This is a genomic window from Microbacterium sp. NRRL B-14842 (genome assembly GCF_050470785.1).
In genome coordinates, this window is record NZ_JBFLUM010000001.1 from 2,446,626 (window position 1) to 2,472,263 (window position 25,638).

Annotated in this window: 22 protein-coding genes; 11 read left to right on the top strand and 11 right to left on the bottom strand. The window is 69.7% G+C overall.

Annotated features, from left to right (window positions below; translation table 11 throughout):
* Position 1: 1 nt before the first annotated feature.
* The 5 genes from AB1285_RS12050 to AB1285_RS12070 all read right to left on the bottom strand — a co-directional run bounded on the left by AB1285_RS12050 (position 2) and on the right by AB1285_RS12070 (position 6,413).
* A complete protein-coding gene (locus AB1285_RS12050) occupies positions 2-1,549 on the bottom strand; it encodes a hydantoinase/oxoprolinase family protein (RefSeq protein ID WP_268777259.1) in 1,548 nt (515 codons plus the stop codon).
* Between the two features lie 43 nt (positions 1,550-1,592).
* A complete protein-coding gene (locus tag AB1285_RS12055) occupies positions 1,593-2,933 on the bottom strand; it encodes a purine-cytosine permease family protein (RefSeq protein ID WP_370428358.1) in 1,341 nt (446 codons plus the stop codon).
* A 208-nt stretch (positions 2,934-3,141) separates the two neighbouring features.
* A complete protein-coding gene (gene thrC / locus AB1285_RS12060; RefSeq protein WP_187663280.1) occupies positions 3,142-4,545 on the bottom strand; it encodes a threonine synthase in 1,404 nt (467 codons plus the stop codon).
* Positions 4,546-4,620: 75 nt separating this feature from the next.
* Positions 4,621-5,223: a response regulator transcription factor gene (locus AB1285_RS12065; RefSeq protein WP_187663279.1), complete on the bottom strand. Its 603-nt coding sequence runs from the start codon at positions 5,221-5,223 to the stop codon at positions 4,621-4,623.
* Positions 5,220-6,413, bottom strand: coding sequence for a sensor histidine kinase (locus AB1285_RS12070; protein WP_268777263.1), 1,194 nt, complete (start codon positions 6,411-6,413; stop codon positions 5,220-5,222). The genes AB1285_RS12065 and AB1285_RS12070 overlap by 4 nt, the downstream gene beginning before the upstream one ends.
* Before the next feature lie 156 nt (positions 6,414-6,569).
* Between AB1285_RS12070 and AB1285_RS12075 the strand changes: the two genes are divergently transcribed.
* Both AB1285_RS12075 and AB1285_RS12080 read left to right on the top strand, forming a co-directional pair.
* Positions 6,570-7,109, top strand: a complete 540-nt coding sequence (locus AB1285_RS12075; RefSeq protein WP_187663277.1) for a small multidrug efflux protein — start codon at positions 6,570-6,572, stop codon at positions 7,107-7,109.
* 37 nt (positions 7,110-7,146) lie between these two features.
* Complete coding sequence (locus tag AB1285_RS12080; RefSeq protein ID WP_370428359.1) at positions 7,147-8,049, top strand: arginase family protein; 903 nt, start codon at positions 7,147-7,149, stop codon at positions 8,047-8,049.
* Between the two features lie 24 nt (positions 8,050-8,073).
* Here AB1285_RS12080 and AB1285_RS12085 read toward each other — a convergent pair whose 3' ends face one another.
* Together AB1285_RS12085 and AB1285_RS12090 are read right to left on the bottom strand one after the other, a co-directional pair.
* On the bottom strand, positions 8,074-9,366 hold the full coding sequence (locus AB1285_RS12085; RefSeq protein WP_268777266.1) for a hemolysin family protein: 1,293 nt from the start codon (positions 9,364-9,366) through the stop codon (positions 8,074-8,076).
* Positions 9,367-9,460: 94 nt separating this feature from the next.
* Positions 9,461-10,480: a TerC family protein gene (locus AB1285_RS12090; RefSeq protein ID WP_187663274.1), complete on the bottom strand. Its 1,020-nt coding sequence runs from the start codon at positions 10,478-10,480 to the stop codon at positions 9,461-9,463.
* A 357-nt stretch (positions 10,481-10,837) separates the two neighbouring features.
* On the opposite strand from AB1285_RS12090, the gene aspS reads away from it, so the two are divergent.
* The gene (gene aspS / locus AB1285_RS12095) at positions 10,838-12,139 is read left to right on the top strand and encodes an aspartate--tRNA(Asn) ligase (RefSeq protein WP_370428360.1); all 1,302 of its coding nucleotides are present in this window, start codon (positions 10,838-10,840) and stop codon (positions 12,137-12,139) included.
* 59 nt (positions 12,140-12,198) lie between these two features.
* On the opposite strand, the gene AB1285_RS12100 is transcribed toward aspS, so the two are convergent.
* From AB1285_RS12100 to AB1285_RS12110, 3 genes are all read right to left on the bottom strand, one after another.
* Positions 12,199-12,846, bottom strand: coding sequence for a GntR family transcriptional regulator (locus AB1285_RS12100; protein ID WP_187663272.1), 648 nt, complete (start codon positions 12,844-12,846; stop codon positions 12,199-12,201).
* 120 nt (positions 12,847-12,966) lie between these two features.
* A complete protein-coding gene (locus AB1285_RS12105; RefSeq protein ID WP_187663271.1) occupies positions 12,967-13,989 on the bottom strand; it encodes an NADP-dependent oxidoreductase in 1,023 nt (340 codons plus the stop codon).
* Between the two features lie 40 nt (positions 13,990-14,029).
* Complete coding sequence (locus tag AB1285_RS12110) at positions 14,030-14,419, bottom strand: DUF1304 domain-containing protein (protein WP_370428361.1); 390 nt, start codon at positions 14,417-14,419, stop codon at positions 14,030-14,032.
* A gap of 99 nt (positions 14,420-14,518) precedes the next feature.
* Here AB1285_RS12110 and AB1285_RS12115 point away from each other — a divergent pair, with 99 nt between their 5' ends.
* Positions 14,519-15,112: a TetR/AcrR family transcriptional regulator gene (locus AB1285_RS12115; protein WP_370428362.1), complete on the top strand. Its 594-nt coding sequence runs from the start codon at positions 14,519-14,521 to the stop codon at positions 15,110-15,112.
* A gap of 61 nt (positions 15,113-15,173) precedes the next feature.
* On the opposite strand, the gene AB1285_RS12120 is transcribed toward AB1285_RS12115, so the two are convergent.
* Complete coding sequence (locus tag AB1285_RS12120; RefSeq protein WP_370428363.1) at positions 15,174-16,220, bottom strand: NAD(P)-dependent alcohol dehydrogenase; 1,047 nt, start codon at positions 16,218-16,220, stop codon at positions 15,174-15,176.
* Between the two features lie 203 nt (positions 16,221-16,423).
* Between AB1285_RS12120 and AB1285_RS12125 the strand changes: the two genes are divergently transcribed.
* The 7 genes from AB1285_RS12125 to hrpB all read left to right on the top strand — a co-directional run bounded on the left by AB1285_RS12125 (position 16,424) and on the right by hrpB (position 25,623).
* Positions 16,424-17,890, top strand: a complete 1,467-nt coding sequence (locus tag AB1285_RS12125; protein WP_370428364.1) for an alanine/glycine:cation symporter family protein — start codon at positions 16,424-16,426, stop codon at positions 17,888-17,890.
* Positions 17,891-17,990: 100 nt separating this feature from the next.
* A complete protein-coding gene (locus AB1285_RS12130; protein WP_370428365.1) occupies positions 17,991-18,680 on the top strand; it encodes a TetR family transcriptional regulator in 690 nt (229 codons plus the stop codon).
* A gap of 48 nt (positions 18,681-18,728) precedes the next feature.
* Entirely contained in the window at positions 18,729-19,667 is a 939-nt protein-coding gene (locus tag AB1285_RS12135; RefSeq protein WP_370428366.1) for an ABC transporter ATP-binding protein, read from the top strand.
* Entirely contained in the window at positions 19,660-20,460 is an 801-nt protein-coding gene (locus AB1285_RS12140) for an ABC transporter permease subunit (RefSeq protein ID WP_259953498.1), read from the top strand. The genes AB1285_RS12135 and AB1285_RS12140 overlap by 8 nt, the downstream gene beginning before the upstream one ends.
* 207 nt (positions 20,461-20,667) lie before the next feature.
* Positions 20,668-21,096: a MarR family winged helix-turn-helix transcriptional regulator gene (locus AB1285_RS12145; RefSeq protein ID WP_025104537.1), complete on the top strand. Its 429-nt coding sequence runs from the start codon at positions 20,668-20,670 to the stop codon at positions 21,094-21,096.
* Between the two features lie 171 nt (positions 21,097-21,267).
* Positions 21,268-22,869, top strand: coding sequence for an SPFH domain-containing protein (locus AB1285_RS12150; RefSeq protein WP_370428367.1), 1,602 nt, complete (start codon positions 21,268-21,270; stop codon positions 22,867-22,869).
* Positions 22,870-23,067: 198 nt separating this feature from the next.
* Positions 23,068-25,623: an ATP-dependent helicase HrpB gene (gene hrpB, locus AB1285_RS12155; protein WP_292794560.1), complete on the top strand. Its 2,556-nt coding sequence runs from the start codon at positions 23,068-23,070 to the stop codon at positions 25,621-25,623.
* Positions 25,624-25,638: the final 15 nt, after the last annotated feature.

A 25,638-nucleotide genomic window follows, 5' to 3' on the forward strand; every position in this document is an offset into this window, starting at 1 on the left:
GTCAGGCCCCCATGTCGAGGTCGCCGACCGCCTTCACACGGATGCGCGTGGCGTTGCCGGGAAGATACGGGATGGGGACCTCGTCGAAGTCGATGATCGTCACGGTCGCGGGCTTGGCACCGGCCGCGATGGCCTTGTCGACGGCCTCCGCGCGCACCTCGGCGATGGTCTCATCGCGACGGCCGGGCTCGATCGCGTAGACCTTGTCGATCTCGCCACCGACCTGCGCGATCGAGGCGCCGATGGCGTTGGCGACCGCATAGTTCTCCGGCCGATGCACGGTGCCGAACAGGGGCAGCTCGTCGGGCAGCAGGATGGACCCGCCACCGACCGCCACGACCGCGATGGGTTCGGGCGACGTGCGCATGCGGTCCACCGCCTCCGCCACCCGCTCCGCGATCCGGGCGAGCACCCGCTCCACGAAAGCGGGGTCCAGGTGCGCGACCTTGGCGGGGTCTCCCACCTGCGCGCGACCGGCGGCGACCGCGATGTCGGTGGCCGTGAGGGTCGAGCCGCCGAAGACCAGCGCCTCCGTCGTCAGCGTGTAGCCGACCGAGGCCGGGCCGACTTCGGCGGTCTCCTCGTCGACGATGCTGCCGCCACCGATGCCGAGGGAGAGCACGTCCGGCATCCGGAAGTTCGTGCGGATGCCGGCGACCTTCACCTCGTTCGCCGTCTCCCGCGGGAAGCCGTTGATGAGCAGGCCGATGTCGGCGGTGGTGCCGCCCACGTCGATGACGGCGCAGTCGACGAGTCCGCTCGTGGCCGCGGCTCCACGCATCGAGTTCGTCGGTCCGGACGCGAACGTGGCGACCGGGTACCGGCGCACGTAGTCCTCGTCCATCAGCGTGCCGTCGTTCTGGCTGAGGAAGATCGGCGCCTCGATGCCCTGCGCGCGGACCGCCGAGGTGAGCCCGTCGACGATCTCCGACGCGAGCTCCCGGAGGGCGGCGTTGATGATCGTCGCGTTCTCGCGCTCCAGCAGCCCGATGCGGCCGATCTCGTGCGAGAGCGAGATGGCGGCGTCCTCCCCCAGCACCGAGGCGACGATCTCGGCCGCCTGCACTTCGAGGTCGTGGTTGACCGGGCTGAAGACCGACGAGATGGCGACGGACCGGATGCCGTGCGCCTTCATGTCCTCGGCGTGCGCGCGGATCTCGTCGGGGTCGAGCGGCGAGATCGGGCGGCCGTCGAACTCGTAGCCGCCGTGCGCCAGGTAGCTGCGCGCCCGGGTGGCCGCGACGAGAACCTCCGGCCAGTCGATCAGCGGCGGCAGGGCCCGCGTCGCGGGCAGGCCGAGTCGAAGGGCCGCGACCGGAGCGAGTCGGCTCGCCTGCACGAGCGCATTGATGAAGTGCGTCGTGCCGATCATCACCGCGTCGATGTCGGCCCCCTCGAAGGAGTGCCCCGCACGGAGGTCTTCGATGGCCTGGACGATCCCGCTCGTCACATCCGGGGTCGTGGAGTGCTTCACCCCGGCCAGGGTGCGGGTGCCGTCCATGAGGACGGCGTCGGTGTTGGTGCCGCCGACGTCGATGCCGATGTGCATGGTGCTCGCTTTCGTGGAGGTGGTTCTTTTCCGGCGCGTCTGCTCAGACCGCGGCGGGGGTGCTGTCGACGGGGCTGGCCTGCCGGGTCGTGGCGACGCCGACGCCGCGCACCCAGCCGAGCTTGCCGGCGACGGTGTAGAGCACCATCGACAGGAAGAGGCTGAGCAGCGACGGGATGCCCCAGGTCACGAAGTAGCCGACCAGCGAGGAGACCAGCCAGACGACGATCGTGGCCGGGACGATCCTCGGGGCGGTGGCGGGCAGGGTCCCCGCGGCACGGGTCGCGTCGAGCTCGGGACGCCAGCGGCGCACCACGTAGTACTCGGCGACCATGATCCCGGCGATCGGCGGGAACGCGACGCTGAGCACGACGAGGAACTCGGTGAACTGACCGAGGATGCCGACGGCGGCCAGCACCGAGCCGACCACTCCGAGGACGATCGTGGTGGTGACACGGTGGAGGTTCTTGCCGAAGGCGGTGGAGATGAAGTTCACCAGGCCGAGAGTGGAGGAGTACAGGTTCCAGTCGTTGATCTTCAGCGTGCCGGTGAGGACGATGAACAGACCGATGAAGCCGACGGACGAGGTCACGATCGCGACGATGTCGCCGGTCGCCGCCGCGTGGGCGAGGAGGACGCCCGCGAGTCCGATCACGAATTCGCCCAGGGAGACGCCGAGCACCGTCTGCTTGACGACGTCGGCCCGCGAGCGGTTGAACCGGGTCATGTCGCCGGTGATGATGGCGCCGACGATGAGGCCCCCGGCGACGATGCCGGTTCCCGCCCAGACGCTCATGGTCGGGCCGGGCGCCGGGCCGGTGAGCAGTTCGCCGATGTCGTGCCGCGTGAGCTCGGAGATGACGGACCAGCCCACGAGGATGAGGAACAGCGGCACCGTGATGTTGGCGAGCCACTGCATGCCGACGAAGCCGAAGGCGACGATCGCGGTGACGGCGAGGCCGAAGATGAGGCTCCAGGCCCAGACGGGCAGCGCGCCGGGCATCAGCGCGTCGAGCGACTGCGCGGAGATCGCGGACTGGATGCCGAACCAGCCGATGAGGCTGATGCCGATCGCGAGGCCGACGAGCGAGGCGCCGATCTCGCCGAAGCCGGTCCAGCGGGCGAGGAGCGCCGTGTTCAAACCCTCGCGCTGGCCGATGAAGCCGACGACGCACATGATCACTTCGAGGATGAGCGAGCCGAAGAGGAAGGCGAGGACGGCCTCGCCGAAGGTCATGCTGTAACCGAGGGTCGCGCCGAGGAGGAACTGCGAGAGGGCCGAGACCTGCCCGAATCGCTGAACGGCGATTCCGAACCAGGGTTTGCGGGCCTCGGGAGTCACTCGGGAGAGCGCGAAGTCGTCTGCGTGCGCCGTGCGTGCCATGGGAGTCCTTCGGGAGGAGGGAACGGGTTGTCCGCCACGGTACTCACGCCGCCACCTTCCCGACATGTGCACTCCGCCCTGATCTCCCTTCCTCCTGTGCATACTGCCCACCCCCGCTCCTTTCGCCGAGACCCCGGCTTCACGTCGAAACCCCCTGTCTCCGGCGTCGGGGACAGGGGGTTTCGGCGCGAAAGCGGGGTCTTGCGGATCAGTGCAGAGCGTTCGCCTCGATGAAGGCGCGGAGAGAGTCCTCGTCGTCGGGCATCTCGGTCACGTGCTGAGCGGCGTCGAGCATGGCGCGGAGCTCGGGGGCGTACGCCAGCTCGACCCCGATGGCCTCGTGGATGGTCTCGGCGAACTTCTCCGGCTTGGCCGTCTCCAGCACGAGCATCGGCACTCCGGGCTCCACATACTCCCGCGCGACCTTCACCCCGTCGGCGGTGTGCGGGTCGATCACCTCGCCGGAGGTCTCGTAGACGTCCCGGATCGTCGCGAGCCGGTCCTCGTGCGTCGAGGTGCCGCTCACGATGCCGAACTCCTCGGTGAAGCGCGCCTGCTCGGCCGAGAAGTCGAAGAAGCCCTGCGCCTCCAGGTCGTCCCAGGCGCCGACGACGCGCGCGGGGTCGCGGTCCACGAGCTCGAAGATGAACCGCTCGAGGTTCGACGCCTTCGAGATGTCCATCGACGGGCTCGAGGTCGCCAGTGTCTGCGCGGCGCTACGCGGGCGGTACACCCCCGTGCGGAAGAACTCGTCGAGCACGTTGTTCTCGTTCGCGGCCAGGACGAGCCGCCGGATCGGCAGTCCCATCTGCTTCGCGAAGAACCCGGAGAGGATGTTGCCGAAGTTCCCCGAGGGGACGGTGAACGACACCTCGGTCCAGCCGCCGGCGTCGGTCGCGCGCAGCCATGCCCAGAAGTAGTAGACGGTCTGCGCGGTGATGCGGGCGAGGTTGATCGAGTTCACGGCCCCCAGGTGCTGGGCGCGCTTGAAGTCGAGGTCGCCGGCGAGCTTCTTCACGAGGTTCTGGCAGTCGTCGAAGACGCCCTCCACCGCGATGTTGTGCACGTTCGCGTCGTCGAGCGAGAACATCTGCGCCCGCTGGAACGCGCTCATCCGGCCCTGCGGCGAGAGCATGAACACCGCGACGCGCTCCTTGCCGCGCAGCGCGTGCTCCGCAGCCGAGCCGGTGTCGCCCGAGGTCGCGCCGAGGATGTTGAGGACTGCGCCCTGGCGCTCGAGCGTGTACTCCAGCACCTGCCCGAGGAACTGCATGGCCATGTCCTTGAACGCCAGCGTCGGGCCTTCGGAGAGGCCGACCAGCGTGAGGTCGTCGTCCACGCGACGAAGCGGGACCACGCCGTCCGGGAAGTCCGCGTACGCCGCCGCCGTCATCCGCGCGAGGTCCTCTCGCGGGATGTCGGTCGCGAAGAGGCCGAGGACCTCGGTCGCGAGCTGCGGATAGGTCAGCGCCCGCCAGCGCTCGAGCGTCTCGCCGTCGACCTCCGGCATGACATCGGGAACGGCCAGACCGCCGTCGGGCGCCAGGCCCTCCAGCAGCGTCTCGCTGAACGACTGCGGCTGCATGCCGCCGCGGGTGGAGATGAACGGCACGTGTGCTCCTCGGCTCGGGACTCGGCGCCTCCATTCTCGCAGGCCGTGGCCACCGAAACGGACGCGTGACGACGGTCAGATCCAGCCGCGCTCCTCGGCGACGAGCACGGCCTGCTGACGGGTGCTCACCGAGAGCTTCCCGAGGATGACGGAGATGTGGTTGCGCACCGTCCCCGGCGCCAGCGCCAGCGCCCGCGCGATCTGTCCCGTGGTCTCCCCTCGGCGCCCGGCGCGGAGCACGTCCAGTTCGCGGTCCGTGAGCGGCGAGCGCTCGTCGCTCAGCGCATCCGCGGCGATCTCCGGATCGACGTACCGGGCGCCGGCCGCGACGCGGCGGATGATCGCGGCGAGCTCGTCCGCGCCCCGCGACTTGGGCACGAAACCCGAGACGCCGGAGGCGAGCGCCCGCCGGAGCACCCCTGGACGCGCGTGCCGGGTGACGACGATGCAGCGGGTGGGGATCGTGCGGTTGAGTCTCTCGGCGACCTGCACGCCGTCGAGCCCCGGCATCTCCAGATCGAGCAGGCACACGTCAGGTTCGAGCCGGGTGGCGGCGGCGACGGCCTCCTCGCCGTCCGCGCACTCCGCGACGACGTCGATGTCATCCTCGAGGCGCAGCAGAGCGGCGAGCGCGGAGCGGATCATCCCCTCGTCGTCGGCGAGCAGCACCCGGATCATCGGACGATCTCCGCCTGCGCTGGCACGGTGACCGTCACGACGAACTCGTCGGCGTCCCTCCGCTGCTCGTACGTGCCGCCCGCCTCGCCGATCCGCCGGCGGACACCGTCGAGCCCGGAGCCGCCCGCCCCGTCCTCGGACGCGGGGTCCGCGTCGTTGGCGACCTCGTACCGCCAGGCATCCCTCGTCCGTTCGAGGATCAGGCGCGCGTGACCACCGCCTCCGTGCCGCAGGACGTTCGTGGTCGTCTCCCGGATCACGGGGCCGAGGTCGGCCGCGGGCGCCGCGTCCGCATCCGGGTGGATCCGCGCATCCACGATGAGCCCAGCGGCCGTGAGCAGGTCCCTGGCGTTCGCCAGCTCATCGCCGAGCGGTACCGAGCGGAACCGCGTGGCGAGGTCTCTGGTGCCCTGCCGCGCGTCGTCCACGCTCGCCCGGGCCGCACGGAGCTGCTCCATCCCCGCCTGCGGATCGGTGGGCAGCAGACGCTCCGCCAGTTCGAGCTGCAGGGCGATCACCTGGAGATGATGCCCCTGGAGGTCGTGCACGTCGGTCGCCACGCGCAGGCGCTCCTGCGTCGCCGCCAGTCGCGCCTCCGAGGCCCGCGCCCGATCGAGGGCCATGAGCACGTCCCACCACCACAGCGAGCTCACGGTCATCCCGGGGAGCATGACTCCGTAGAGCACCGGCACCCACACCGGGACGCCGGAGCCGAAGGTCGTGGTCGAGTCGAGCAGCGCGAGAGCGACGAGCACGACCGTCGCCGCCACGGCCACCCGCACCCGGATCCCGCGGGGCCAGCTCACCAGCACGAAGACCTGCACCACCGGCATCGCGGCGAGCTGCCAACTGCCGACGAGAGCCCCCGCCGCGCCGCCGTAGATCAGGGCGACGAGGGTCGGCACGGCCAGGCGAACCCAGCCCACCCCGGGGCCGGATTCGACGCGATGGCGGTAGTCGACCAGCAACAGGACGGTCGACGCCGCCCAGAGCACGCCCCCGACTCCCACGACGAGCAGCGCGACGCCCGAGCGATCCAGCGCCACGGCGATGCCGAGCCAGGCGGCCACCAGCATGAGCTCGATGAAGATCACCCCGCCCACCGTGTACCACCAGGTGGCGGTGATTCCCCGCGCGAGCTGGCGGGCACCGGGGCCGGGATCGGAGAGGGCGGGGGAAGGACTGCTCACGCTCCCCACGATAGAGGCGTGACACATGTCACGGGATCCGGTGCGAACCGCATGGAGAGCGGTGACGCGGCGGCACTGCCGCGCCGGGGCCGCTTCGACTGGACTGGGGTCATCGCGACGGAGAGACCGTCCGCACCGACACCCGGAGCTTCCCCCATGAACCTCATCGAGACCTTCCAGAACCTCGTCGCCCAGGTCCCCGACCTCGTCCAGCCGCTCATCGTCGCCCTCGCCGGGGCGGTCCCCTTCGTCGAGGGCGAGGGCGCCGCGAGCATCGGAATCCTCGGAGGCATCCCGCCCGTGGTCGCCGCCATCGCCGCGATGGTCGGCAACTTCCTCTGCGTCGCGATCCTGGTGCTCGCCAGCGCGGGCGCCCGCCGGGCCATCGTGGACCGCTCGCGGGCGAAGCAGCCGGTGACGGTGGGCGGCACGAGCCTGGAGGCCGACGGCGTCCCGGCGGAGACCGGACGCGGGTCCGCCCGCCGCGAGAAGTTCCAGCGCGCTTTCGAGCGCTACGGCGTCCCCGGGGTGAGCCTGCTGGGACCGCTGCTGCTGCCGACCCACTTCACCGCCACCATGTTGGCCGCGTCCGGCATCGGCAAGGGGCGCATCCTCGTGTGGCAGGCCGTCGCGATCATCGGCTGGACGACCGTCATCGCGGTGATCGTCGGCAGCGCCGTCTACGCCATCCGCTGAGCGTCGAGATGTCGGACGCCCGGTGCAGGATGAGCGCATGATCACACTGCTGTCGGCCCCCAGCAATCTCGGCCTGCGCCCACCGGAGCCCGGCAGCGTGCCCGGCTCCGCGAAGGCGCCGGAAGCGTTCCGCGAAGCGGGGCTGTTCCGGCGCTTCACCGACCGGGGAGCGACTGACGGCGGCATCGTGCTGGCCGGGCGCTACGTGGACGACGACGCGACCCGGCCCGCCGACCGGGTGCGCAACGAGGCCGCTTTCGTCGGCCACTCCCTCCGCCTGGCGTCACGTATCGGCGAGGCCCTCGATGAGGGCCGCGCCCCGCTCGTGATCGGCGGCGACTGCGGCATCCTCGTCGCCGCCGGGATCGCGGTGAAGCGCCGCGGCGGGGCCGGCCTGGTGCACATCGACGGACACACCGACTTCCGCCACCCGGGCAACAGCGACGAGTGCGCGAGCGTGGCGGGCGAAGCGCTGGCGGCCGCCGTCGGCGCGCACTGGCCGGCCATCGCCGACATCGAGGGGCTCGCGCCGTACTTCTCCCCCGCTGGCACGGCCCACATCGGGCACCGTGATGATGACGAGGAGCAGGAGGAGGTCCGCAGTCTCCTCGCAGGCGTCACACCTGCGGCCGATGTGCTGGCGCGAGGAGCGGATGCGGTCGCCGCCGAGACCGCGGCGTCCGCGGGCGGCCGCTACTGGCTGCAACTCGACGTCGATGTGCTGGACCCGTCGGTGATGCCTGCTGTCGACAGCCCTGACCCCGGCGGTCTCGACGCGGCGGAGCTCACCGCTCTCCTGCGCGCCCTCGCCCCGCGGGCGATCGGAGCGAGCATCACCGTGTTCGATCCCGACCTCGATCCGGATGGCCGCTACGCGCGGCTCCTCACCGAGGTCCTCCACGACGGACTGCGCGAGCTGGGCAGCGGGGCGCGCGACTGACGCACCCCGCCACCCGGTCGCGCATCAGTCCTCGGCGCCTCGTCCCGCTGCCGGATCGGTCTGCATCGAGACCCGCACCCGCGCGATGCGGCGGCGATCGATCTCGACCACCTGGATCGTCGCACCCGGGACCTCGACGGTGTCGCCGACCACGGCGAGCCGTCCGAGCTGCTCCGTGACGAATCCGGCGATGGTGTCGGAGGAGCCACGGGGCATCGCGAGCCCCGTCGCCTCCTCGAAGTCCTGCAGGTTGAGGCGTCCGTCCAGCCCGTCGTCGGCGGAGAGGAACACCTCGGCGTCGTACTCGTCGAAGATCTCACCGACGACCTCCTCCACGAGGTCCTCCAGCGTGACCAGACCGTCGGTGCCACCGTACTCGTCCACGACGACCGCGATGTGGTGTCCCTCCGCCCGCATGCGGGTCAGAGTCGGCAGCACGCCCGCCGTGGACGGGATGTAGGGGATGTCGCGGACGAGCCCCTGCAGCGGGCGCTCCGGGTCGTCCGCCGCAGCCTCGAAGAGGTCACGTACGTGCACGAAGCCGGTGATGTCGTCGATCGACGTCTGCGACACCGGGTACCGGGAGTAGGGCAGCTCGCGCACCTGCTCCACCGCCGCCCCGACCGTGGCAGCCTCGTCCAGCGCCACGACCTCCGGTCGCGGGCGCATGACCTCGCTGACCTGGCGCCCACGCAGCGAGAGCACGTCGTCGAGGATGCGGCGCTCGTCGTCGGGGAGGCCCTGGTGGGTCGCCACGATATCGCGCACCTCCTCATCGGTGAGCTCGTCGCTCGTCTTGTGCGGGTCGCCGCCGAGCACGCGGACGAGGGCGTTCGTCGAGACCGACAGCAGCCAGATCACCGGACGCATGACGGTCGCGAAGCCGTTCAGCGCCGGCGCCACCGCATACGCGAACTGCGCGTTGCGCTGGATCGCGAGCCGCTTCGGCACGAGCTCGCCGAGCACGAGCGACAGGTACGCGATGATCAGCGTCAGCACGATCGTGGCGAGGGTCATCGCGAGCGGAGGTGCGACGCCCCAGCCCTCCAGCAGCGGCGCGACGGACGGCGCGATCGAGGTCGCCCCATAGGCGGCGGACGCGAAGCCCGCCACGGTCACGCCGATCTGCACCGCCGAGAGGAAGGTGTTGGGGTTGCGGGCCAAAGCGGCGACCTTCGCCCCGCGACGGCCACGAGCGGCGATCGCGTTGAGCTGGCTCTCACGGAGCGTGACCAGCGCCATCTCCGTCGCAGCGAAGACACCACCGATCAGCACGAAGAGCAGGACGAGGGCGATGTTCCAGAGCAGATCGCCCATCAGCGGGCGACCTCCTCGGTGGCGGGGTGAGCACCCGGGATGAACCGGGTGCTCGTACTGTCAGAGTCCGAAGAGTCAGAACAGCGCTGCGCGCTCAAGAGTGCTCCTTGTCGATGGTGGGGGTGGAATCGGTCGGGGAAGAGAGGGTGTTGTGGTGCCGGCGCGTCTTCATCAGGCTCGCGACGGTGGCGACCGCGATCGTGGCGGCGATGAACAGCAGCGAGAACCAGATCGGGATCTCGGGCGCCCACAGCATCGGCTCGCCGCCGTTGATGAACGGCACCTCGTTGACGTGCAGGGCGTGCAGCACGAGCTTCACACCGATGAACGCGAGGATGACGGCGAGACCCTGAGCCAGGTAGACCAGGCGCTCGAGCAGGCCGCCGATGAGGAAGTACAGCTGACGCAGACCCATCAGAGCGAACGCGTTCGCGGTGAACACGATGTACGCCTCATCGGTGAGGCCGTAGATGGCGGGGATCGAGTCGACGGCGAAGACGAGGTCGATGAAACCGATCGCGATGATCGTCAGCAGCATCGGCGTGACGTAGCGCTTGCCCTTCTGGACGACCGTGAGCTTGTCGCCGTTGTACTCCTCGCTGACGGGGAGGTGGCGGCGGACGAAGGTCATGAAGCGACCGTTCGCAGGGTTGCTCTCGTGGCTGCTGAAGGCCTGGCGGTACGCGAGGAAGAGCAGCAGCGCGCCGAAGACGTAGAAGATCCAGGAGAAGTTCTCGATGAGGGTCGCGCCGACCGCGATGAAGATGCCGCGGAGGATCAGCGCGATCACGATGCCGATCATCAGCACCTTCTGCTGATAGATCTTCGGCACTGCGAAGCCCGTCATCACGATGAGGAACACGAAGAGGTTGTCGATCGACAGCGCCTTCTCGGTGAGGTAGCCGGCGAAGTACTCGCCGCCGTACGTCCAGCCGGACACCATGCCGATGCCCACGCCGAAGAGCAGCGCGAGGCTGATGTAGAAGATCGACCAGCGTGCGGACTCGCCGATGCTCGGCTCGTGCGGCTTGCGGACGTGCGCGAAGAACTCGTACACGAAGAACGCGATGGTGACCGCGATCGTGATGACCCAGATCAAGGGGGTGATTTCCAACGGGTACTCCAGACTCGGGCGTGACGGAACAGCGCCAAAGTCTTCCCCATCCCGCCGAGCGGGACCGGTGGGCCGGGATGCAGACGCATCCGTAATGACGACCCGACCGTGTCGGAGTACTCCCCTTGGATAATCCAGGGTACGAGACGGTGCCCGCGGGATTCTGTGGATCTGCCGAGAGCGCCCCTAGACTGGACGCGGCGACCGCCGGAGCGTGACGACCTCCGGCCTCCGGGCAGGCGGTCCCCGCGCGTCCGGCGTACCGACGAGAGGCCGGCTTCTCACCGGCGAAGGTGTGGTGGCACCGCGATCTGGCCCCCGCCCACACCTCCAGGGCTCCCACAACCTGGAGGAGAAATGAGATCACCCGACCCCGCCCGCACGCTCGCCGCGGAGCTCGCCGAGGCCGCCCCCGACCACCGCGTCACGCTGCTCGGCCATGTCCACCGCCGGAGGGAGCTCGCCACCGTCGCGTTCCTGATCATCCGCGACCGTTCCGGACTCGCACAGGTCGTCGTCCGCCCCGCGCAGGCTCCGGCCGGCGGGCTCCCTCCGGAGGAGACGGTCGTCCGCGTGACGGGGACCGTCGCCGCGAACCCGCAGGCCCCGGGCGGCGTCGAGATCGTCGACCCGCAGATCGAGAGCCTGTCGGAGCCGGCCGCACCGCCGGTCGTGGAACTGTGGCGTCCGACACTCGAAACGAGTCTGCCGACGCTGCTCGACCACGCCGCGGTGACCTGGCGCCATCCGGCACGCCGCGCGACCTGGCAGATCGCCGCGGCGAGCGTGCGCGCGTTCCGCCGGGTGCTCGACGCCGCGGACTTCACCGAGGTGCAGACCCCGAAGGTCGTCGACACCGTGACGGAGTCGGGAGCGAACGTGTTCCCGGTCGACTACTTCGGCAGGACCGGATATCTCGCGCAGAGTCCGCAGTTCTACAAGCAGCAGCTGGTGGGGGTGTTCGAGCGCGTCTATGAGGTGGGTCCCGTCTTCCGCGCCGAGCCGCACGACACCGTGCGGCACCTCTCGGAGTACGTGTCGCTGGACGTCGAGTTCGGGTTCATCCGCGACCACCGCGACGTCCTGCGCCTCCTCGGCCACGTGCTGCGCGGCATGCTCGACGGCATCCGCACCGACGCCGCGGAGGAACTCGCGCTGCTCGACGTGACGCTCCCCGTCATCCCCGAGGACATCCCCGTCGTGCACTTCCGGGATGCGCTGCGCCGGGTCGGTGCTCCGGCCGACGAGCCCGACCTCTCCCCCGCACACGAGCGGACGCTCGGGGCGTGGGCGAAGGAGGAGTTCGGCAGCGACGTGCTGGCCGTCGAGGGATACCCGATGCGCAAGCGCCCGTTCTACACGCATCCGCAGCCCGACGACACGGAGGGGAGCAACAGCTTCGACCTCCTGTTCCGCGGTCTGGAGCTCGTGACCGGCGGACAGCGGCTGCATCGGCACAGCGAGGTCATCGCGGCGATCGAAGCTCGGGGCGAGTCGCCCTCGGCGTACGCCGGCTACCTCGAGGCGTTCGCGCACGGGATGCCTCCGCACGGCGGCTTCGCGATCGGACTGGAGCGCTGGGTCGGCCGACTGGTCGAGGCGACCAACGTGCGTGAGGTGACGCTGTTCCCGCGCGACGTCCATCGCCTCACGCCGTAGCCCCGGGACGCGACGAGGGCGACCGCGGTGTGCGGTCGCCCTCGTTCGTCAGCGGCGGATCACTCCGTGATCTCGGCCAGCCCCGATTGCTCGGCCCGATCGATGATCGCGGGGAGCGTCTCGTCGAAGAAGCTCACCAGCACGGCCCGGGTCTTGACTGCGTCCCGTTCGGACGTCGCCTCGCGGATCGCGCCGACGAACTCCTCGACGGCGGACCAGTCCACGGCGTCCTTCGCATGCTGGGTGAAACGACGGATCTGCGGCCCGAGGCGCTCGATGGAGTTGGCGCGCGTGGCGTTGCCCTCGATCCGGGCGAAGCCCGTCGCCGCGCTGCGGAGCGCCGCCCCGAACGCGATGATGTCCCGCTCCTGCACCGACGCCGCCATGTCGTCGGCCAGCTCGACGAGGTAGGCCACATCGTCGTCCTGGATGACCGGCATGACGTGACGGACCGAGCCGATCCAGATGTCGCCGAACAGGTCGACCGCGTTCCGCACGCGCTCCAGATCGATCGGGGCCACGCGGGTGTACCGGTTCCGCTGCATCTCGACGAGGCCGTTGTCGGCCAGGCGGTCGAGGGCGTGACGGATCGGCGTCTTCGAGGTGCCGAGGCGTTCGGCGAGCTCGTAATCGCGCAAGCGCTCGCCGGGCTGGAGTTCGCCGCTGATGATCGCATCCTGCAGGCGCACGAAAGCCTCGTCGCTCATCGACCGGCGTTCGAGGGGGCCGCCAGAGAGTGTCACACTGCCTCCAGTGGGGGTCATGGAGAGTGAAGTTCTACGTCTCAAGCAATATATCTCAAATGCGCGGGCGGCCCGCTTCGGACGTCAGGCGGAGGGTGCGACCCGCACGAGCATCTTCCCCGTGTTGGCTCCGCGCATCATGTCGAGGAACGCGTCGACCGTGTTCTCGATGCCGTCGACGATGGTCTCGTCGTACGCGATCCGCCCTTCTGCGAACCAGCGGGTCATCTTCTCGCTGAACTCCGGCGACAGGTGCAGGTAGTTCGCCAGAGTGAAGCCCTGGAGACGGAGACCGCGCGTGATGATGTTCGCCATGTTGTCGGGGCCGGGCACCGGCTCGGTGGTGTTGTAGCTCGTGATGGCGCCGCACAGCGCGATCCGACCGCCGTCGTTCATCACGTCGAGCGCGGCTTCGAGGTGGTCGCCGCCGACGTTGTCGAAGAACACGTCTACGCCCTCGGGCGCGAGCCCGGCGAGCTGCTTGCGCACCGGGCCGTCCTTGTAGTTGAACGCCGCGTCGTAGCCGTACTTCTCGGTCAGCAGGGCGACCTTCTCGGCCGATCCCGCCGAGCCGATGACACGGCCGGCGCCGAGGAGCTTGGCGATCTGACCGACAGCCGTGCCGACGGCACCGGCGGCGCCGGAGACGAAGACGGTGTCGCCCGGGGCGAGTCCGGCGATCGCGGTGAGCCCGACGTACGCGGTGAGGCCGGTCATGCCGAGGATGTGCAGGCGCAGCGACAGCGGCATGCCGGGCACCTCGGGCACGGCCCGGAAGGTCGACGCGTCCGCCTGCACGACATCGCTCCAGCCGTGCTGGTGCAGCACAACGGTGCCGACGGGGAGGTCGTCCGCCGCAGAGGCGACGACCCGGCCGATGGCGCCACCGGCGATGACTTCGTCGAGGGCGTAGGGGGCGACGTAGCTGCGGACGTCGTTCATCCGCCCGCGCATATAGGGGTCGACGGAGACGAACTCGTTCGCCACGCGCACCTCCCCCGGCGCCGGATCGCTCAGCTCCACCTCGACGGTGCGGAAGTCGTCGTGGGTCGGCCACCCCTCGGGGCGGCGGGCGAGCTGGATCTGGGTGCTGATGGCGTGGGACATTTCTCTCCTTCGTGAGGATCTGGGGGTGCTGCGGCCGGACTCAGACGAGGAGGCCGATGGCGAGCGCGATGACGCCGAGCGCCGGGATGACGCCCTGCTTCAGGGCGGCGGACGCCTTGTCGGGGCTCGACAGCAGCAGCACGAGGCTCGCGGCGACCATCGATCCGGCGCCGGTGAAGACGAGAGTCGCGCCGACGGCGGTCGCTCCCGTGGCGAAGAGGACGATGCCGAGGAGGACGGCGACCGCGAGGAACAGGTTGTAGAAGCCCTGGTTGAACGCGAGCTCCTTCTGTCGCGCGGCCTCCTCCGCCGTGCCCGTGCCGAACGTGCGGCGAGCGCGCGCGCTCATCCAGGCGAACGACTCGAGCCAGAAGATGTAGACGTGCACGAGTGCCGCGATGCCTGCGAGCACGAGTCCGGCGATGACCATGACAGTCCCCCTTCGACGCGGCGAGGCCGCGCATTCTGTATCGGTCGTTCCAATATATACTGGATCGAGCGATTCACAAAAGGGGCAGGAGCACGGCGAATGGGGCGCGCACAGACCTTCGACACCGCCGAGGCGGTCCGCGCGGCGCGCAGCGTGTTCTGGGAGCGCGGCTTCGAGAGCGCTCCCTTGCCGGAGCTCGAGCGCGCGACCGGCCTCAGTCGTTCCAGCATCTATCACGCCTTCGGTTCCAAGCGCGGACTCTTCGACGCCGCCGTCGAGAGCTATCTGGACGAGGTGATCCGCCCGCGCCTCGCCCCGTTGACGGGTGAGACCGTGGCGCCGGAGGCTCTGGAGACCTACCTCGGCGGACTGCGTACGGCACTGCTGACAGCCGGCAGCCTCCCGGCGACGAGCGGCTGCCTGCTGGTCAACACCGCCGCCGCCCCCATCGGCACCGACGACGCGGTCGCCCGGGTCGTGGCGTCCTATCGCGCGGAGCTCCGAGAGGCGTTCGCGCGCGGCGTCCAGGCCGCCCTCCCCGAGCTCGCGGGAACGGAAGTCGCGACCCTGGCGGACGCCTGTACGGGACTGGTGGTCTCCGCATTCGCCCTCGTCCGCGTCGCCCCCGACGCCGCGGCGAGTGCGATCGATGCGGCGCTCGCACTCCTCGCCGACCGGCGACGCCGCGCCTGAGGCCGCACGGAAACGGAGAACGCCTGGGAGGGCGATCCCTCCCAGGCGTTCGAGGCCGGCGTCAGGGGACGATGACGGCGCGTCCGCGGATGCTGTTCGACGCGAGGTCCTCGTACGCCTTCGGGCCGTCGTCGAGCGTGTAGCTCTCGGTCTGGACGTGGATCTTCCCGGCGCGGGCGAGGTCCAGCACCTCGATCAGTTCGGCGCGTGAGCCCCAGTAGGGAATGCGCACGGCGGCGTCGTAGGCGATCGAGCCGAACCCGAGCGTCATGCTGCCCCCGCCGATGCCCACGATGGTGATGTCGGCTTCGAGCGCGGCCACGCTCTGGGCCAGGGCGATCGTCGGGTTCGCGCCCACGAAGTCGAACACCGCGTTCGCGCCGAGACCGCCGGTGAGCTCGCGGATCTTCTCGGCGGCCGATGCATCGCTGATCAGCACGTGATCGGCGCCCACCTCGGTGGCGAGCTTCAGCTTCTCGTCGTTCACGTCGAGGGCGATGACCGTGGCCCCCGAGATGGCCTTGAGGATCTGGATGCCGACGTGGCCGAGACCGCCGGTGCCGATCACGACGGCGAACGTGCCGGCGCCGAGCTTCGGAAGCGAGTTCTTGATCGCGTGGTACGGGGTGAGGCCCGCGTCGGTCAGCGAGACGTTCTGCACGGGGTCGAGGTCAGCGAGCGGCACGAGGTGGCGCGCGTCGTCGACGATCATGTACTCGGCCATCGAGCCCTGGCTGCCCAGCCCCGGAGGACGGATGCCCTCGGCGGCGGCGTTCGTGCAGTAGTTCTCCTTGCCCATCGAGCAGTTGTGGCAGCGACCACAGCCCCACGGACCGTAGACGGCCACGGCATCCCCGACCTTGAGCGTCGAGTCGACGCCCTCGCCGATCTCGTGCACGATGCCAGCGCCTTCGTGCCCGAGCGTCAGCGGCAGCGGGTAACCCTGCTCGTGGTAGTCCTTCTCGGGGAGGCCCATGACGTAGTCGTCGGAGTGACAGACACCACCCGCGGTGATCTTGAGCAGGACCTGGCCGGGGCCGGGCTTCGGAATCGGGATGTCGACCACCACCGGGGGCTTGCCGATCTCGACGTAGCGGAGAGCTTTCATGAGCATCTTCTTCCTGGCGTTCGAGAGGTCTGCCGCGCGGTGCGGAGGCGGGGGCTCTCGAAACCGTCCCTTCCAGTATCCGCCCGATCGGGGCCTTCCTCGTCTTCCGCAGGGCGGGAAGACACCGGCGGCCCCGGCAGCTTCTCAGCTCCTGGATTTTTCTCAGCCTGGTGAGCCGGCGTCGACGTCGCCATACTGTGCGGATGGATGCTGTTAACGAGTGGCTGCTGACCTGGGGCGACAACCTGTGGACATGGATCGTCCTTCCGATCGTCGTCCTCCTCGGGCTCTACTTCACGATTCGCTCGGGCGTCGTGCAGTTCCGTTTGATTCCGGAGATGTTCCGCACTCTGAAGGATCGAACGCCCCGCACGGAGAGCGGCGAGCCTCAATCGGTCTCCTCCTTTCAGGCATTCACCATCTCCGCCGCTTCACGAGTGGGCGTCGGCAACATCGCGGGAGTGGGAACCGCGATCGCGATCGGCGGTCCCGGCGCGGTCTTCTGGATGTGGCTGATGGCATTCATCGGTGGAGCGTCCGCGTTCATCGAGTCCTCGCTGGCACAGCTGTACAAGAGGCGCGATAGGGACGGGTTCATCGGCGGCCCCGCCTACTACATGCAACGCGGGCTCGGAGCGCGATGGATGGGCGTGCTTTTCGCCGTCATCCTCATCATCTGCTTCCCCATCGCTTTCAGCTCGTTGCAGGCGAACACCATCCAGGCGACGATCGCGGGCAGCCTCGGCGGAGAGTCTGCTGCCTGGCTGCCGTGGGTCACCGGCGGCGCACTCGCACTGCTCATGGGGCTCGTCATCTTCGGGGGCGTGCGCCGCATCGCCTCCGTCACCCAGACGCTGGTCCCGATCATGGCACTGCTGTATCTGCTTCTCGGCGTGGTGATCGTCGCGATGCACATCGAGCGCCTTCCCGGAGTCTTCGCCACGATCTTCCTCGAAGCCTTCGGCCCGAACGAGGTCGTCGGCGCAGCGCTCGGCTACATCATCCTCACCGGCGTCAAGAGGGGGATGTTCTCCAACGAAGCCGGGCTGGGGTCGGCCCCCAACGCAGGAGCGAGCGCGGCGGTGACACACCCGGTCAAACAAGGTCTCGTGCAGACGCTGGGCGTGTACTTCGACACCTTCCTCGTCTGCTCGATCACCGCGTTCATCATCCTGGTCTCGGTTCCAGACCTGGCCGGCGCCGAACGCGGCATCGGGCTGACGCAGGGCGCGGTCGTCAGCGCGCTGGGCACCTGGTCGAACATCCTCCTGATCGTCATCATCTTCCTGCTCGCGTTCAGCTCGATCCTCGGCAACTACTACTACGGGCAGACCAACGTGGAGTTCATCACCTCCTGCACCGGAGTCCTGCTCGGCTATCGTCTCTTCGCGATCGCCGCAGTGTTCGCTGGGGCCCTCGTCTCCGCCGATGTCGTGTGGAACTTCGCCGACGGCGCGATGGGATTCATGGCCCTCGTCAACCTCGTCGCGATCGCGCTGCTGTCCGGAATCGCCTTCAAGCTGTTGAAGGACTACACCCAGCAACGACGAGAAGGGCTGGACCCGGTCTTCACGAGGGCACGTCTTCCCGAGGTCAGCGGGATCGAGGTCTGGGAGGACGAGTTGTCGGTCACGGGGCCGATCGATCTCCCCGCGTCGCGTCGGCGATGACCACATCCATCGCCGCCTCAGACGCTCGGTCTGCGAGACCGACGGAACGGAGATGACCTGACTCTTGCCCCGGACTGAACGCTCGTTTAGCATGCTGACTATGCGTTCAGGAGCCGACGACCTCACCACCAGGGCGCGCATTCGCGACGCCGCGATCGTCCGGTTCAGCGAGCGCGGATTCGACGGCACGAGTCTGCGGCAGATCGCGCAGGATGCGGGCGTGAGCCCGGCGCTGATCCTGCACCACTTCGGAAGCAAGGAAGGACTGCGCGACGTGTGCGACGCGCACGTCGTGAGCACTTTCCTCGCCGAGCGAGACGGCATGACGGGTGCCGACGCCGCGCGCCTGATGCGGGAGGCATTGGACTCGTTAGAGGGTCGCAATGTCGCACTGGACTACCTCGCCCGGATGCTTCTCGACGACTCCGCCGCGTCCGACCATCTCTTCGACATGTTCCTCGCCAGCACCAGAGACATGCTGCGCGAACAGATCGCCGCGGGCACGATGCGCGAGCAGTCCGACCTGGAAGCCACTGCCGTGTATATGACCCTCTACGGCCTCGGTCCCGTCATCCTGCGGCGGCACCTCGCGCGCGCCTTCGGAGAGAGCACGCTGACGACATCGCTGCTGGAACGGTCGACCGTTCCCGTGCTGGAGCTCTACACACACGGGCTCTACGCCGACGACCATCTGCTCGTCGCCGCGAAGGAAGCGCTCGCCAGAAGCAGCGGGCCCTCCTCGGACAAGGGCGAGAACGACCCGAATCAGGACCCGGATCCTCCCCGCTGACGAGATCTCCGAACCTGGTCCCCTTCACCCTCCGAAAGGAGCAGGGCCATGACCCCTGCCATCGAACTCACTCACCTTCGCAAACAGTACGGTCGGCACACAGCGGTCGACTCCATCGATCTCCGCGTCGATCCCGGCACCGTGTTCGGGCTCATCGGCCCTAACGGCGCAGGAAAGACCACCACGCTGCGCATGATCCTCGACATCATCCGCCCCACGTCGGGCGCTATCCGGGTCCTGGGCGAAGACCCGCGCCGCGGCGGCCCGGCCCTCCGACGACGCATCGGCTTCATCCCCGGCGAGCTCCGACTCGACGACCGCACGACGGGACGCCGCATGCTCGACTTCTACACCGAGGTGTCCGGCCCGGTGAACCCCGGCACGATCGACCGCCTCGCGGGCCGACTCGACCTCGACCTGAGCCGGCCGGTGCGCGCCCTCTCGAAGGGCAACAAGCAGAAGCTCGGGATCGTCCAAGCCTTCATGCACGAACCGCCGTTGCTCGTGCTGGACGAGCCGACCAGCGGTCTCGACCCGCTCGTCCAGAGAGAGTTCCTCCACCTCGTCACCGAAGCCAGAGATCGCGGCCAGACCGTGCTGCTGAGCTCCCATGTGCTGAGCGAGATCCAGCAGACGGCCGACATCGTCGCCGTCCTCAGTCGAGGGAGGGTCGTGGCGGAGGGTGATGTGGCCTCACTCAGACTCGGCGCGATCCGGCGCGTACGCGTCGGTCTCGATACGACGGCAGCGACCCTGATCCGGGAGCAACTCGGTGCACTGCCGCAGATCTCCGAGCTCGACGTCCGCGGCGAGACGGACATCGTGCAGGTGAATGCCACCGTCGAAGGTGCCATCGACCCGCTGGTGAAGGTGCTGGCGCAGCACCACGTCCTCGACCTCGCGATCGAGGAACCAGACCTGGAGGAATCGGTCCTGCGGCTCTACGGTGACTCCTCGAGTCTCGAGGCGGGTGAGGGCGATGCGTGACGCGCTTCCCATCTTCCGGCGCGCTCTCCGCGAAACCTGGCGCGGAACGGTGGGCTGGACCATCGGCGTCGCGGCGGTGCTGTTCCTGTACCTGCCCCTGTTCCCGAGCATCGGCGGCAACGGGCAGATGCAGCAGATCATCGACAGCCTGCCCCCGGAGCTCGTCGGAGCACTCGGCTACGACCAGATCGGCACCGGGGCGGGCTACGCCCAGGGAACCTTCTACGGCCTCATCGGCTTCCTCCTCCTGACCATCGCAGGCACGTCCTGGGGAGCGGGCGCCATCGCCGGCGCGGAGGCGTCAGGGCGCCTCGAACTCGACCTGGCTCACGGTGTGGGACGGGTCGGATACGCGATCGCGTCCGCCTTCGCCATCCTCGCCCGGCTCGCGTGGCTGGGCGTGTTCGCGGGCGCTGTCGTCGCCCTGCTCAACGACTCGGCACAGCTCGACATCGATCCGATCCGCATCATCGACACCACCGTCGTCTTCGTCGGCCTCACGATGCTCTCGGGGAGTGCCGCGCTCCTGCTGGGCGCTCTCTTCGGTCGCACTTCCTGGGCTGTCGCAGGGGGCGCGGGAATCGCCGTCGCCGGGTACGCCTTCAACGCGATCGCGAACCAGGTGGAGAACGCCGAGTGGCTCCGGGCGATCTCACCGTACTCCTGGGCGTTCCACCAGGCTCCGCTCGCGGAGGGGTTCGATCCCCGCGGCACCGTGGCGCTCTGGGCGGTGAACGTCGCATTCGTCGCCGGAAGCGCCTGGGCGCTGCGACGCCGCGATGTGATCGGCTGAGGCGATGCGCGGACCATCGTCGCGGGGGGCCTGCCATTTGTGATCAAACCGTTGCATTCGTTACCTCGCCGTTATACAGTGATCGCACGGTGAATGTTTGCTGTGGCATCCACCGCATGTGATTGCAGGACACTCTTGGTGCAAGGGACAAGGGCCGGTCGGGAGCCTCTCCGACCGGCCCTTTACTGCGCCCGGTACTCTGTGAGGATGACCGATCGGAAGCTCGCGCTGGAGGCCTGGGAAAGCCTGTTCCGCGCGCAGCACGAACTGTTCACCGAGATGGCAGCCGACTTCGACACCGGCGACATCACGCAGGCCGAGTACGACGTGCTGCTCACCGTCACGCGCTCGCCGGAGATGACCGCCCGCCTGCGCGACATCACCGCCAACATGCTCATCAGCCAGCCGAGCGTCTCCCGCCTCGTCGACCGGATGGTGACGCGGGGACTGGTCGCGAAGTGCGCCGACCCGGACGACGGCCGCGGCGCCCTGATCCGCGCGACGGACGAGGGCGCCCGGGCCTTCCGAGCGCTCGCGACCGTGCACGGCCGGTCGATCGCCGACCGGATGTCACGCCTCGACGACGAGGAGCTGCGCCTGCTGCGCGACCTCGCGGAGAAACTCCGCACCCGCTGACCGCTCCCCTCCTCCGCAGGCAGGGCGGCGGGAGGAACGTCCACCGATACCGGCATGATGGCACCCGACGCGGTGGCGGGCGTCTCTTTTCTGGCAGGGTGGGTTGCGCACGCCCACATCGACCGTGGGCATATCGGACCGCCCCCTCGGGGGGAACCAGGGAGGTCATCCATGGAGATCGCCGGAATCATCGGCATCCTCACCATCGTCGGGATCGCGGTCGTCGCCGCGATCGTCGTCCTGCTGATCCTGCTGCTGTTCGCCCGCAGCTGGATCAAGGTGGCTCGCGCCGACGAAGCGCTCGTCATCTCCGGACGCAAGCAGAAGGTGCAGCGTGCCGTGATCGGCGCCGACGGCACGAGCAGCTCGGAGATGTCGGAATCGCCCGTCACGGTCATCGTGAACGGGAAGTCGCTCGTCAACCCGATCACCCAGCGCCACGAGATCATCTCCCTCCGCTCACGGCAGGTGTCGCTCAACGCCGAGGCCCAGTCGCTCGACAACGTGACGCTCAACGTCGACGGCGTCGCCATCGTCAAGATCGGCTCCGACCCGCTGCTGGTGCGCCGGGCCGCCGAGCGCTTCGCCTCCCAGGACAAGGCCATCGAGCAGTTCACCACCGAGCAGCTGGAGGGCGCCCTGCGCGGCATCGTCGCGACGCTCTCCGTCGTGGAGCTCATGCGGGAGCGCAAGAAGTTCTCCGACCAGATCGCCGCCGACGTCTCCCAGGAGCTCGCCGAACAGGGCCTCATCCTCGACTCCTTCCAGATCAAGGGCATCACCGACAAGGTCGGCTACATCCAGTCCCTCGGTGCGCCGGAGATCCAGGCGAAGCGTCAGGCCGCGGAGATCTCGCAGACCAACGCCGACCGCGCGATCAACCAGAAGAACATCGCCAACCAGGAGGCGAACCTCGTCGAGCAGACCGCTCTCGACACCAACACCGCCAACGCCAACGCCGGCATCGGCCGGGCCCGCGCCGAGGCGGAGCAGGCCGAGCAGCTCGCCCGCGCCCAGGCCGAGCAGGCCGTGCTGCAGCAGCAGGCCGAGAACAAGCAGGCGCAGCTCGACGCCGACGTCAAGCGCGTCGCGGACGCCCAGCGGTACGAGGCGGAGACCCGCGCGCAGGCCGAGCTCTACACGCGTGAGCGGGCGGCCGAGGCGGCGGCGATCGAGCAGGTCAAGCAGGCCGAGGCGCGCACCCGCATCGCCGAGCAGCAGGCGCAGGCCGACAAGGCGCGCGCCGACGGTGAGGCTGCCGCCGCGATCGCGAAGGCGACCGGTGACGCGGATGCTCTGCGCGCCCAGGCGGAGGCCGAAGCCGAGGCCCGTCGCCTCCGCGCCAACGCCGAGGCCGAGGCGATCCGCGCCGAGGGTGAGGCCCGTGCAGCCGCTGTCGAGGCCGAGGCCAAGGCCATCGCCTCCAACCAGGATGCCTTCCTCTCGCAGCGCGTGCTGGAAGTGCTGCCGTCGATCATGTCGGAGTTCGCGAAGGGCTACGCCGCCATCGGCAGCGTCTCGATCGTCGGCGGATCCGCCGAGGACGGCGCGTCGAACGTCGTCGGCGCCGACAGCGCGAAGGCCATGCGCTCGGTGTTCGACAGCGTGCACTCCGCCACAGGCCTCGACCTGGCCGGAATCATCCAGGGGCAGGCCGTCGGTCGCGGCTTCGGAGCCGGAGTCGCCGAAGCGTCCGCACCGACCCCGGCGCCGCGCACGCCCGCACCGACCACCCCGCCGCCCCCCGCTCCTCCGGCTCGCGACGCGGAGTAAGCAGCACAGGACAGCGGATGCCGCGACCGACTCGGTCGCGGCATCCGCTGTCTGTCGTCGGAGCACCGCTTCCGCCGGTTCACAACTCAGGAGATCGGCAGGCACGGACGCGGCGATCCGTCCCGCTGCTCCGAATCCCCCCGGATCTCCTGAGTTGCGAACGGCTCCGGGCGTCGATCAACCGGGCAGACTGGACGGGTGACCCGCGCTGCCTTCGACCTCGCCGCCATCGGTGCAGGCCTGTCGTTCGCGGGCGCCCTCGAGGAGCTCTCCGCTGCCCTCGACACGAGCGGCTCCGTGGTGGTGACCGCGCCGCCGGGCACGGGCAAGACCACCCTCGTACCGCCGCTCGTCGCCTCACGAACCACCGACCGCGTGATCGTCACCCAACCCCGCCGGGTCGCCGCGCGTGCCGCCGCCCGCCGACTCGCACACCTCGATGGCTCCCCGCTCGGATCCCGGGTGGGCTTCACCGTCCGCGGCGAGCGCACAGCCGGGCCGGATACGAGGGTCGAGTTCGTCACCGCCGGCGTGCTCCTGCGACGGTTGCTGGACGACCCGGGACTCGACGGCGTGAGTGCGGTCATCATCGATGAGGTGCACGAGCGTGCCCTCGAGACCGACCTCCTCGTCGGCCTGCTCTCGGAGGTGCGGGAGCTGCGGGATGACCTCGTCGTCGTCGCGATGTCCGCCACCCTCGACGCTGCCCGGCTCGCCGCCGTCATCGGCACCGCCGAGTCCCCCGCGCCGATCGTCGACCATGACGTCGCAGCCTTCCCCCTCACCGAGCGCTGGGCTCCGAGTCCCACGCCCCGCCTCGACGAACGGGGAGTCACCCGCGGCTTCCTCGACCACATCGCGAGTGTCTCCGCCTCCGCCGCCACCGAGCTGGTCCGCGAAGACCCCGAAGCCGACGTGCTCGTGTTCGCCCCGGGCGCTCGCGAGGTGTCGGAGATCGCCCGACGCGTCCGCACTCTGAACGGCGCCTTCGACGTGCGGGAGCTGCACGGCCAGACCCCGCCGGCGGAACAGGATGCCGTGATCCGCGGTCGTGCACCGGGGGGCGTGCCCCGCATCATCGTCGCCACCTCGCTCGCCGAGTCGTCGATCACGGTGCCGGGTGTGCGGATGGTCGTGGACAGCTGTCTGTTCCGGCAGCCGCAGCGCGACGCCGCCCGCGGCATGACGGGTCTGGTCACCACCGCCGCCTCCCGTTCCTCGTGCGTGCAGCGTGCCGGACGCGCGACGCGTCAGGGCCCCGGCATCGTCGTCCGGTGTGTGGACGAGCGCGCCTACGCGGCGGCTCCCGCGCGTCCGTCCCCGGAGATCGCGACGGCCGACCTCACCGGCGCCGCCCTCCTCCTCGCGTGCTGGGGTGCCCCGGGCGGAGCAGGCCTGCGGTTGATCGAACCGCTGCGAGCCGACAGTCTCGCCGACGCCGTCGCGGTGCTTCGCGGTCTCGGAGCGATCGACGACGACGGGCGCGCCACGGCCGAGGGCCGCGTGCTGGCCCGCATCCCGACCGACCCCCGGCTGGCCAGGGCGCTGCGGGACGGCAGCCCCGTGGTGGGGAGCCGGCTCGCCGCCGAGGTCGTCGCGCTTCTGGGCGGTGATCAGCGCGTCCCGGATGCCGACGTCGCCCACGCTCTTGTCGCGTTGCGGGGCGGCGGGACTGCGGAGGCCCGTCGCTGGCGCGAGGACGCGCGTCGTCTGGAACGCCTCGCCGATCCGACGCCGGACACCCGCGCGGGTCTCGACGGCGTCGGTCTCGTGATCGCGCTGGCCTTCCCCGAACGTGTCGCCCACCGCGTCGAGCACACGGGATCGGGAGCCACGTTCCTGCTGGCCTCCGGCACGCGGGCCGGAGTGAGCGGTTCCCTCGCGTCCTCGGAATGGCTCGCCGTGGCCGATGTCGCCCGCGCTTCGTCCCGGGCGGCCGCCGGTTCCGGTGCGGTCATCCGCACGGCGGCGACCCTCACCGAGGAGCAGGCGGAGCGCGCGGCGGGCCCCCTGATGAGCGACCGCGTGGAGGCCGAGTTCGTCGGAGGTCGTGTGCAGGCCCGCCGCGAGCGCCGGATCGGTGCGATCCTGCGTTCCTCGGTGCCGGTGCGAGCGGCGGCATCGACAGGGCGGGATGCCGTGGCCCGGGCGGTCCGACGCGAGCGCCTCGGTATGTTCACCTGGTCCGACGGGGCGGAGGCCCTCCGCCGCAGACTCGCGCTGCTCCGACGTGAGCTCGGAGAGCCATGGCCCGATGTGTCGGACGCGGGGTTGATCGACGCCCTCGATGCCTGGATGGCGCCGGAGCTCGAGGCTCTCGCATCCGGCACCCCCGCGAGTCGGCTGGATCTGTCCTCGGCGCTGCGCCGTCTGCTGCCCTGGCCCGAGGCCGTGCACCTCGAGGCCCTCGTACCGGAGCGGCTCGAGGTCCCCAGCGGCTCCCGCGTCCGCATCACCTACCCGGAACCCGACGGGGATCCGACCGCACGCCCCGTCGTCGCGGTGAAGCTGCAGGAGTGCTTCGGGTGGGCGGCGACTCCCCGGCTGGTCGACGGTCGTGTTCCCGTCCTCTTCCATCTGCTGTCGCCCGCAGGCCGCCCGCTCGCCGTCACCGACGACCTCGCCTCGTTCTGGTCCGGCCCCTATGCCCAGGTGCGCGCCGAGATGCGCGGCCGCTACCCCCGGCACCCCTGGCCCGAGGACCCCTGGGCCGCCGTGCCGACGAAGCACACCAAGAACCGCGCCGCGCGCTGACCCAGGCCAGGACTC

Excerpts from the sequence above, each read along its gene's own strand:
- AB1285_RS12050 (WP_268777259.1), bottom strand. The coding sequence starts at position 1,549 with ATGCACATCGGCATCGACGTCGGCGGCACCAACACCGACGCCGTCCTC.
- AB1285_RS12055 (WP_370428358.1), bottom strand. The coding sequence starts at position 2,933 with ATGGCACGCACGGCGCACGCAGACGACTTCGCGCTCTCCCGAGTGACT.
- AB1285_RS12065 (WP_187663279.1), bottom strand. The coding sequence starts at position 5,223 with ATGATCCGGGTGCTGCTCGCCGACGACGAGGGGATGATCCGCTCCGCG.
- AB1285_RS12075 (WP_187663277.1), top strand. The coding sequence starts at position 6,570 with ATGAACCTCATCGAGACCTTCCAGAACCTCGTCGCCCAGGTCCCCGAC.
- AB1285_RS12080 (WP_370428359.1), top strand. The coding sequence starts at position 7,147 with ATGATCACACTGCTGTCGGCCCCCAGCAATCTCGGCCTGCGCCCACCG.
- AB1285_RS12085 (WP_268777266.1), bottom strand. The coding sequence starts at position 9,366 with ATGGGCGATCTGCTCTGGAACATCGCCCTCGTCCTGCTCTTCGTGCTG.
- aspS (WP_370428360.1), top strand. The coding sequence starts at position 10,838 with ATGAGATCACCCGACCCCGCCCGCACGCTCGCCGCGGAGCTCGCCGAG.
- AB1285_RS12100 (WP_187663272.1), bottom strand. The coding sequence starts at position 12,846 with ATGAGCGACGAGGCTTTCGTGCGCCTGCAGGATGCGATCATCAGCGGC.
- AB1285_RS12105 (WP_187663271.1), bottom strand. The coding sequence starts at position 13,989 with ATGTCCCACGCCATCAGCACCCAGATCCAGCTCGCCCGCCGCCCCGAG.
- AB1285_RS12110 (WP_370428361.1), bottom strand. The coding sequence starts at position 14,419 with ATGGTCATCGCCGGACTCGTGCTCGCAGGCATCGCGGCACTCGTGCAC.
- AB1285_RS12115 (WP_370428362.1), top strand. The coding sequence starts at position 14,519 with ATGGGGCGCGCACAGACCTTCGACACCGCCGAGGCGGTCCGCGCGGCG.
- AB1285_RS12120 (WP_370428363.1), bottom strand. The coding sequence starts at position 16,220 with ATGAAAGCTCTCCGCTACGTCGAGATCGGCAAGCCCCCGGTGGTGGTC.
- AB1285_RS12125 (WP_370428364.1), top strand. The coding sequence starts at position 16,424 with ATGGATGCTGTTAACGAGTGGCTGCTGACCTGGGGCGACAACCTGTGG.
- AB1285_RS12130 (WP_370428365.1), top strand. The coding sequence starts at position 17,991 with ATGCGTTCAGGAGCCGACGACCTCACCACCAGGGCGCGCATTCGCGAC.
- AB1285_RS12135 (WP_370428366.1), top strand. The coding sequence starts at position 18,729 with ATGACCCCTGCCATCGAACTCACTCACCTTCGCAAACAGTACGGTCGG.
- AB1285_RS12140 (WP_259953498.1), top strand. The coding sequence starts at position 19,660 with ATGCGTGACGCGCTTCCCATCTTCCGGCGCGCTCTCCGCGAAACCTGG.
- AB1285_RS12145 (WP_025104537.1), top strand. The coding sequence starts at position 20,668 with ATGACCGATCGGAAGCTCGCGCTGGAGGCCTGGGAAAGCCTGTTCCGC.
- AB1285_RS12150 (WP_370428367.1), top strand. The coding sequence starts at position 21,268 with ATGGAGATCGCCGGAATCATCGGCATCCTCACCATCGTCGGGATCGCG.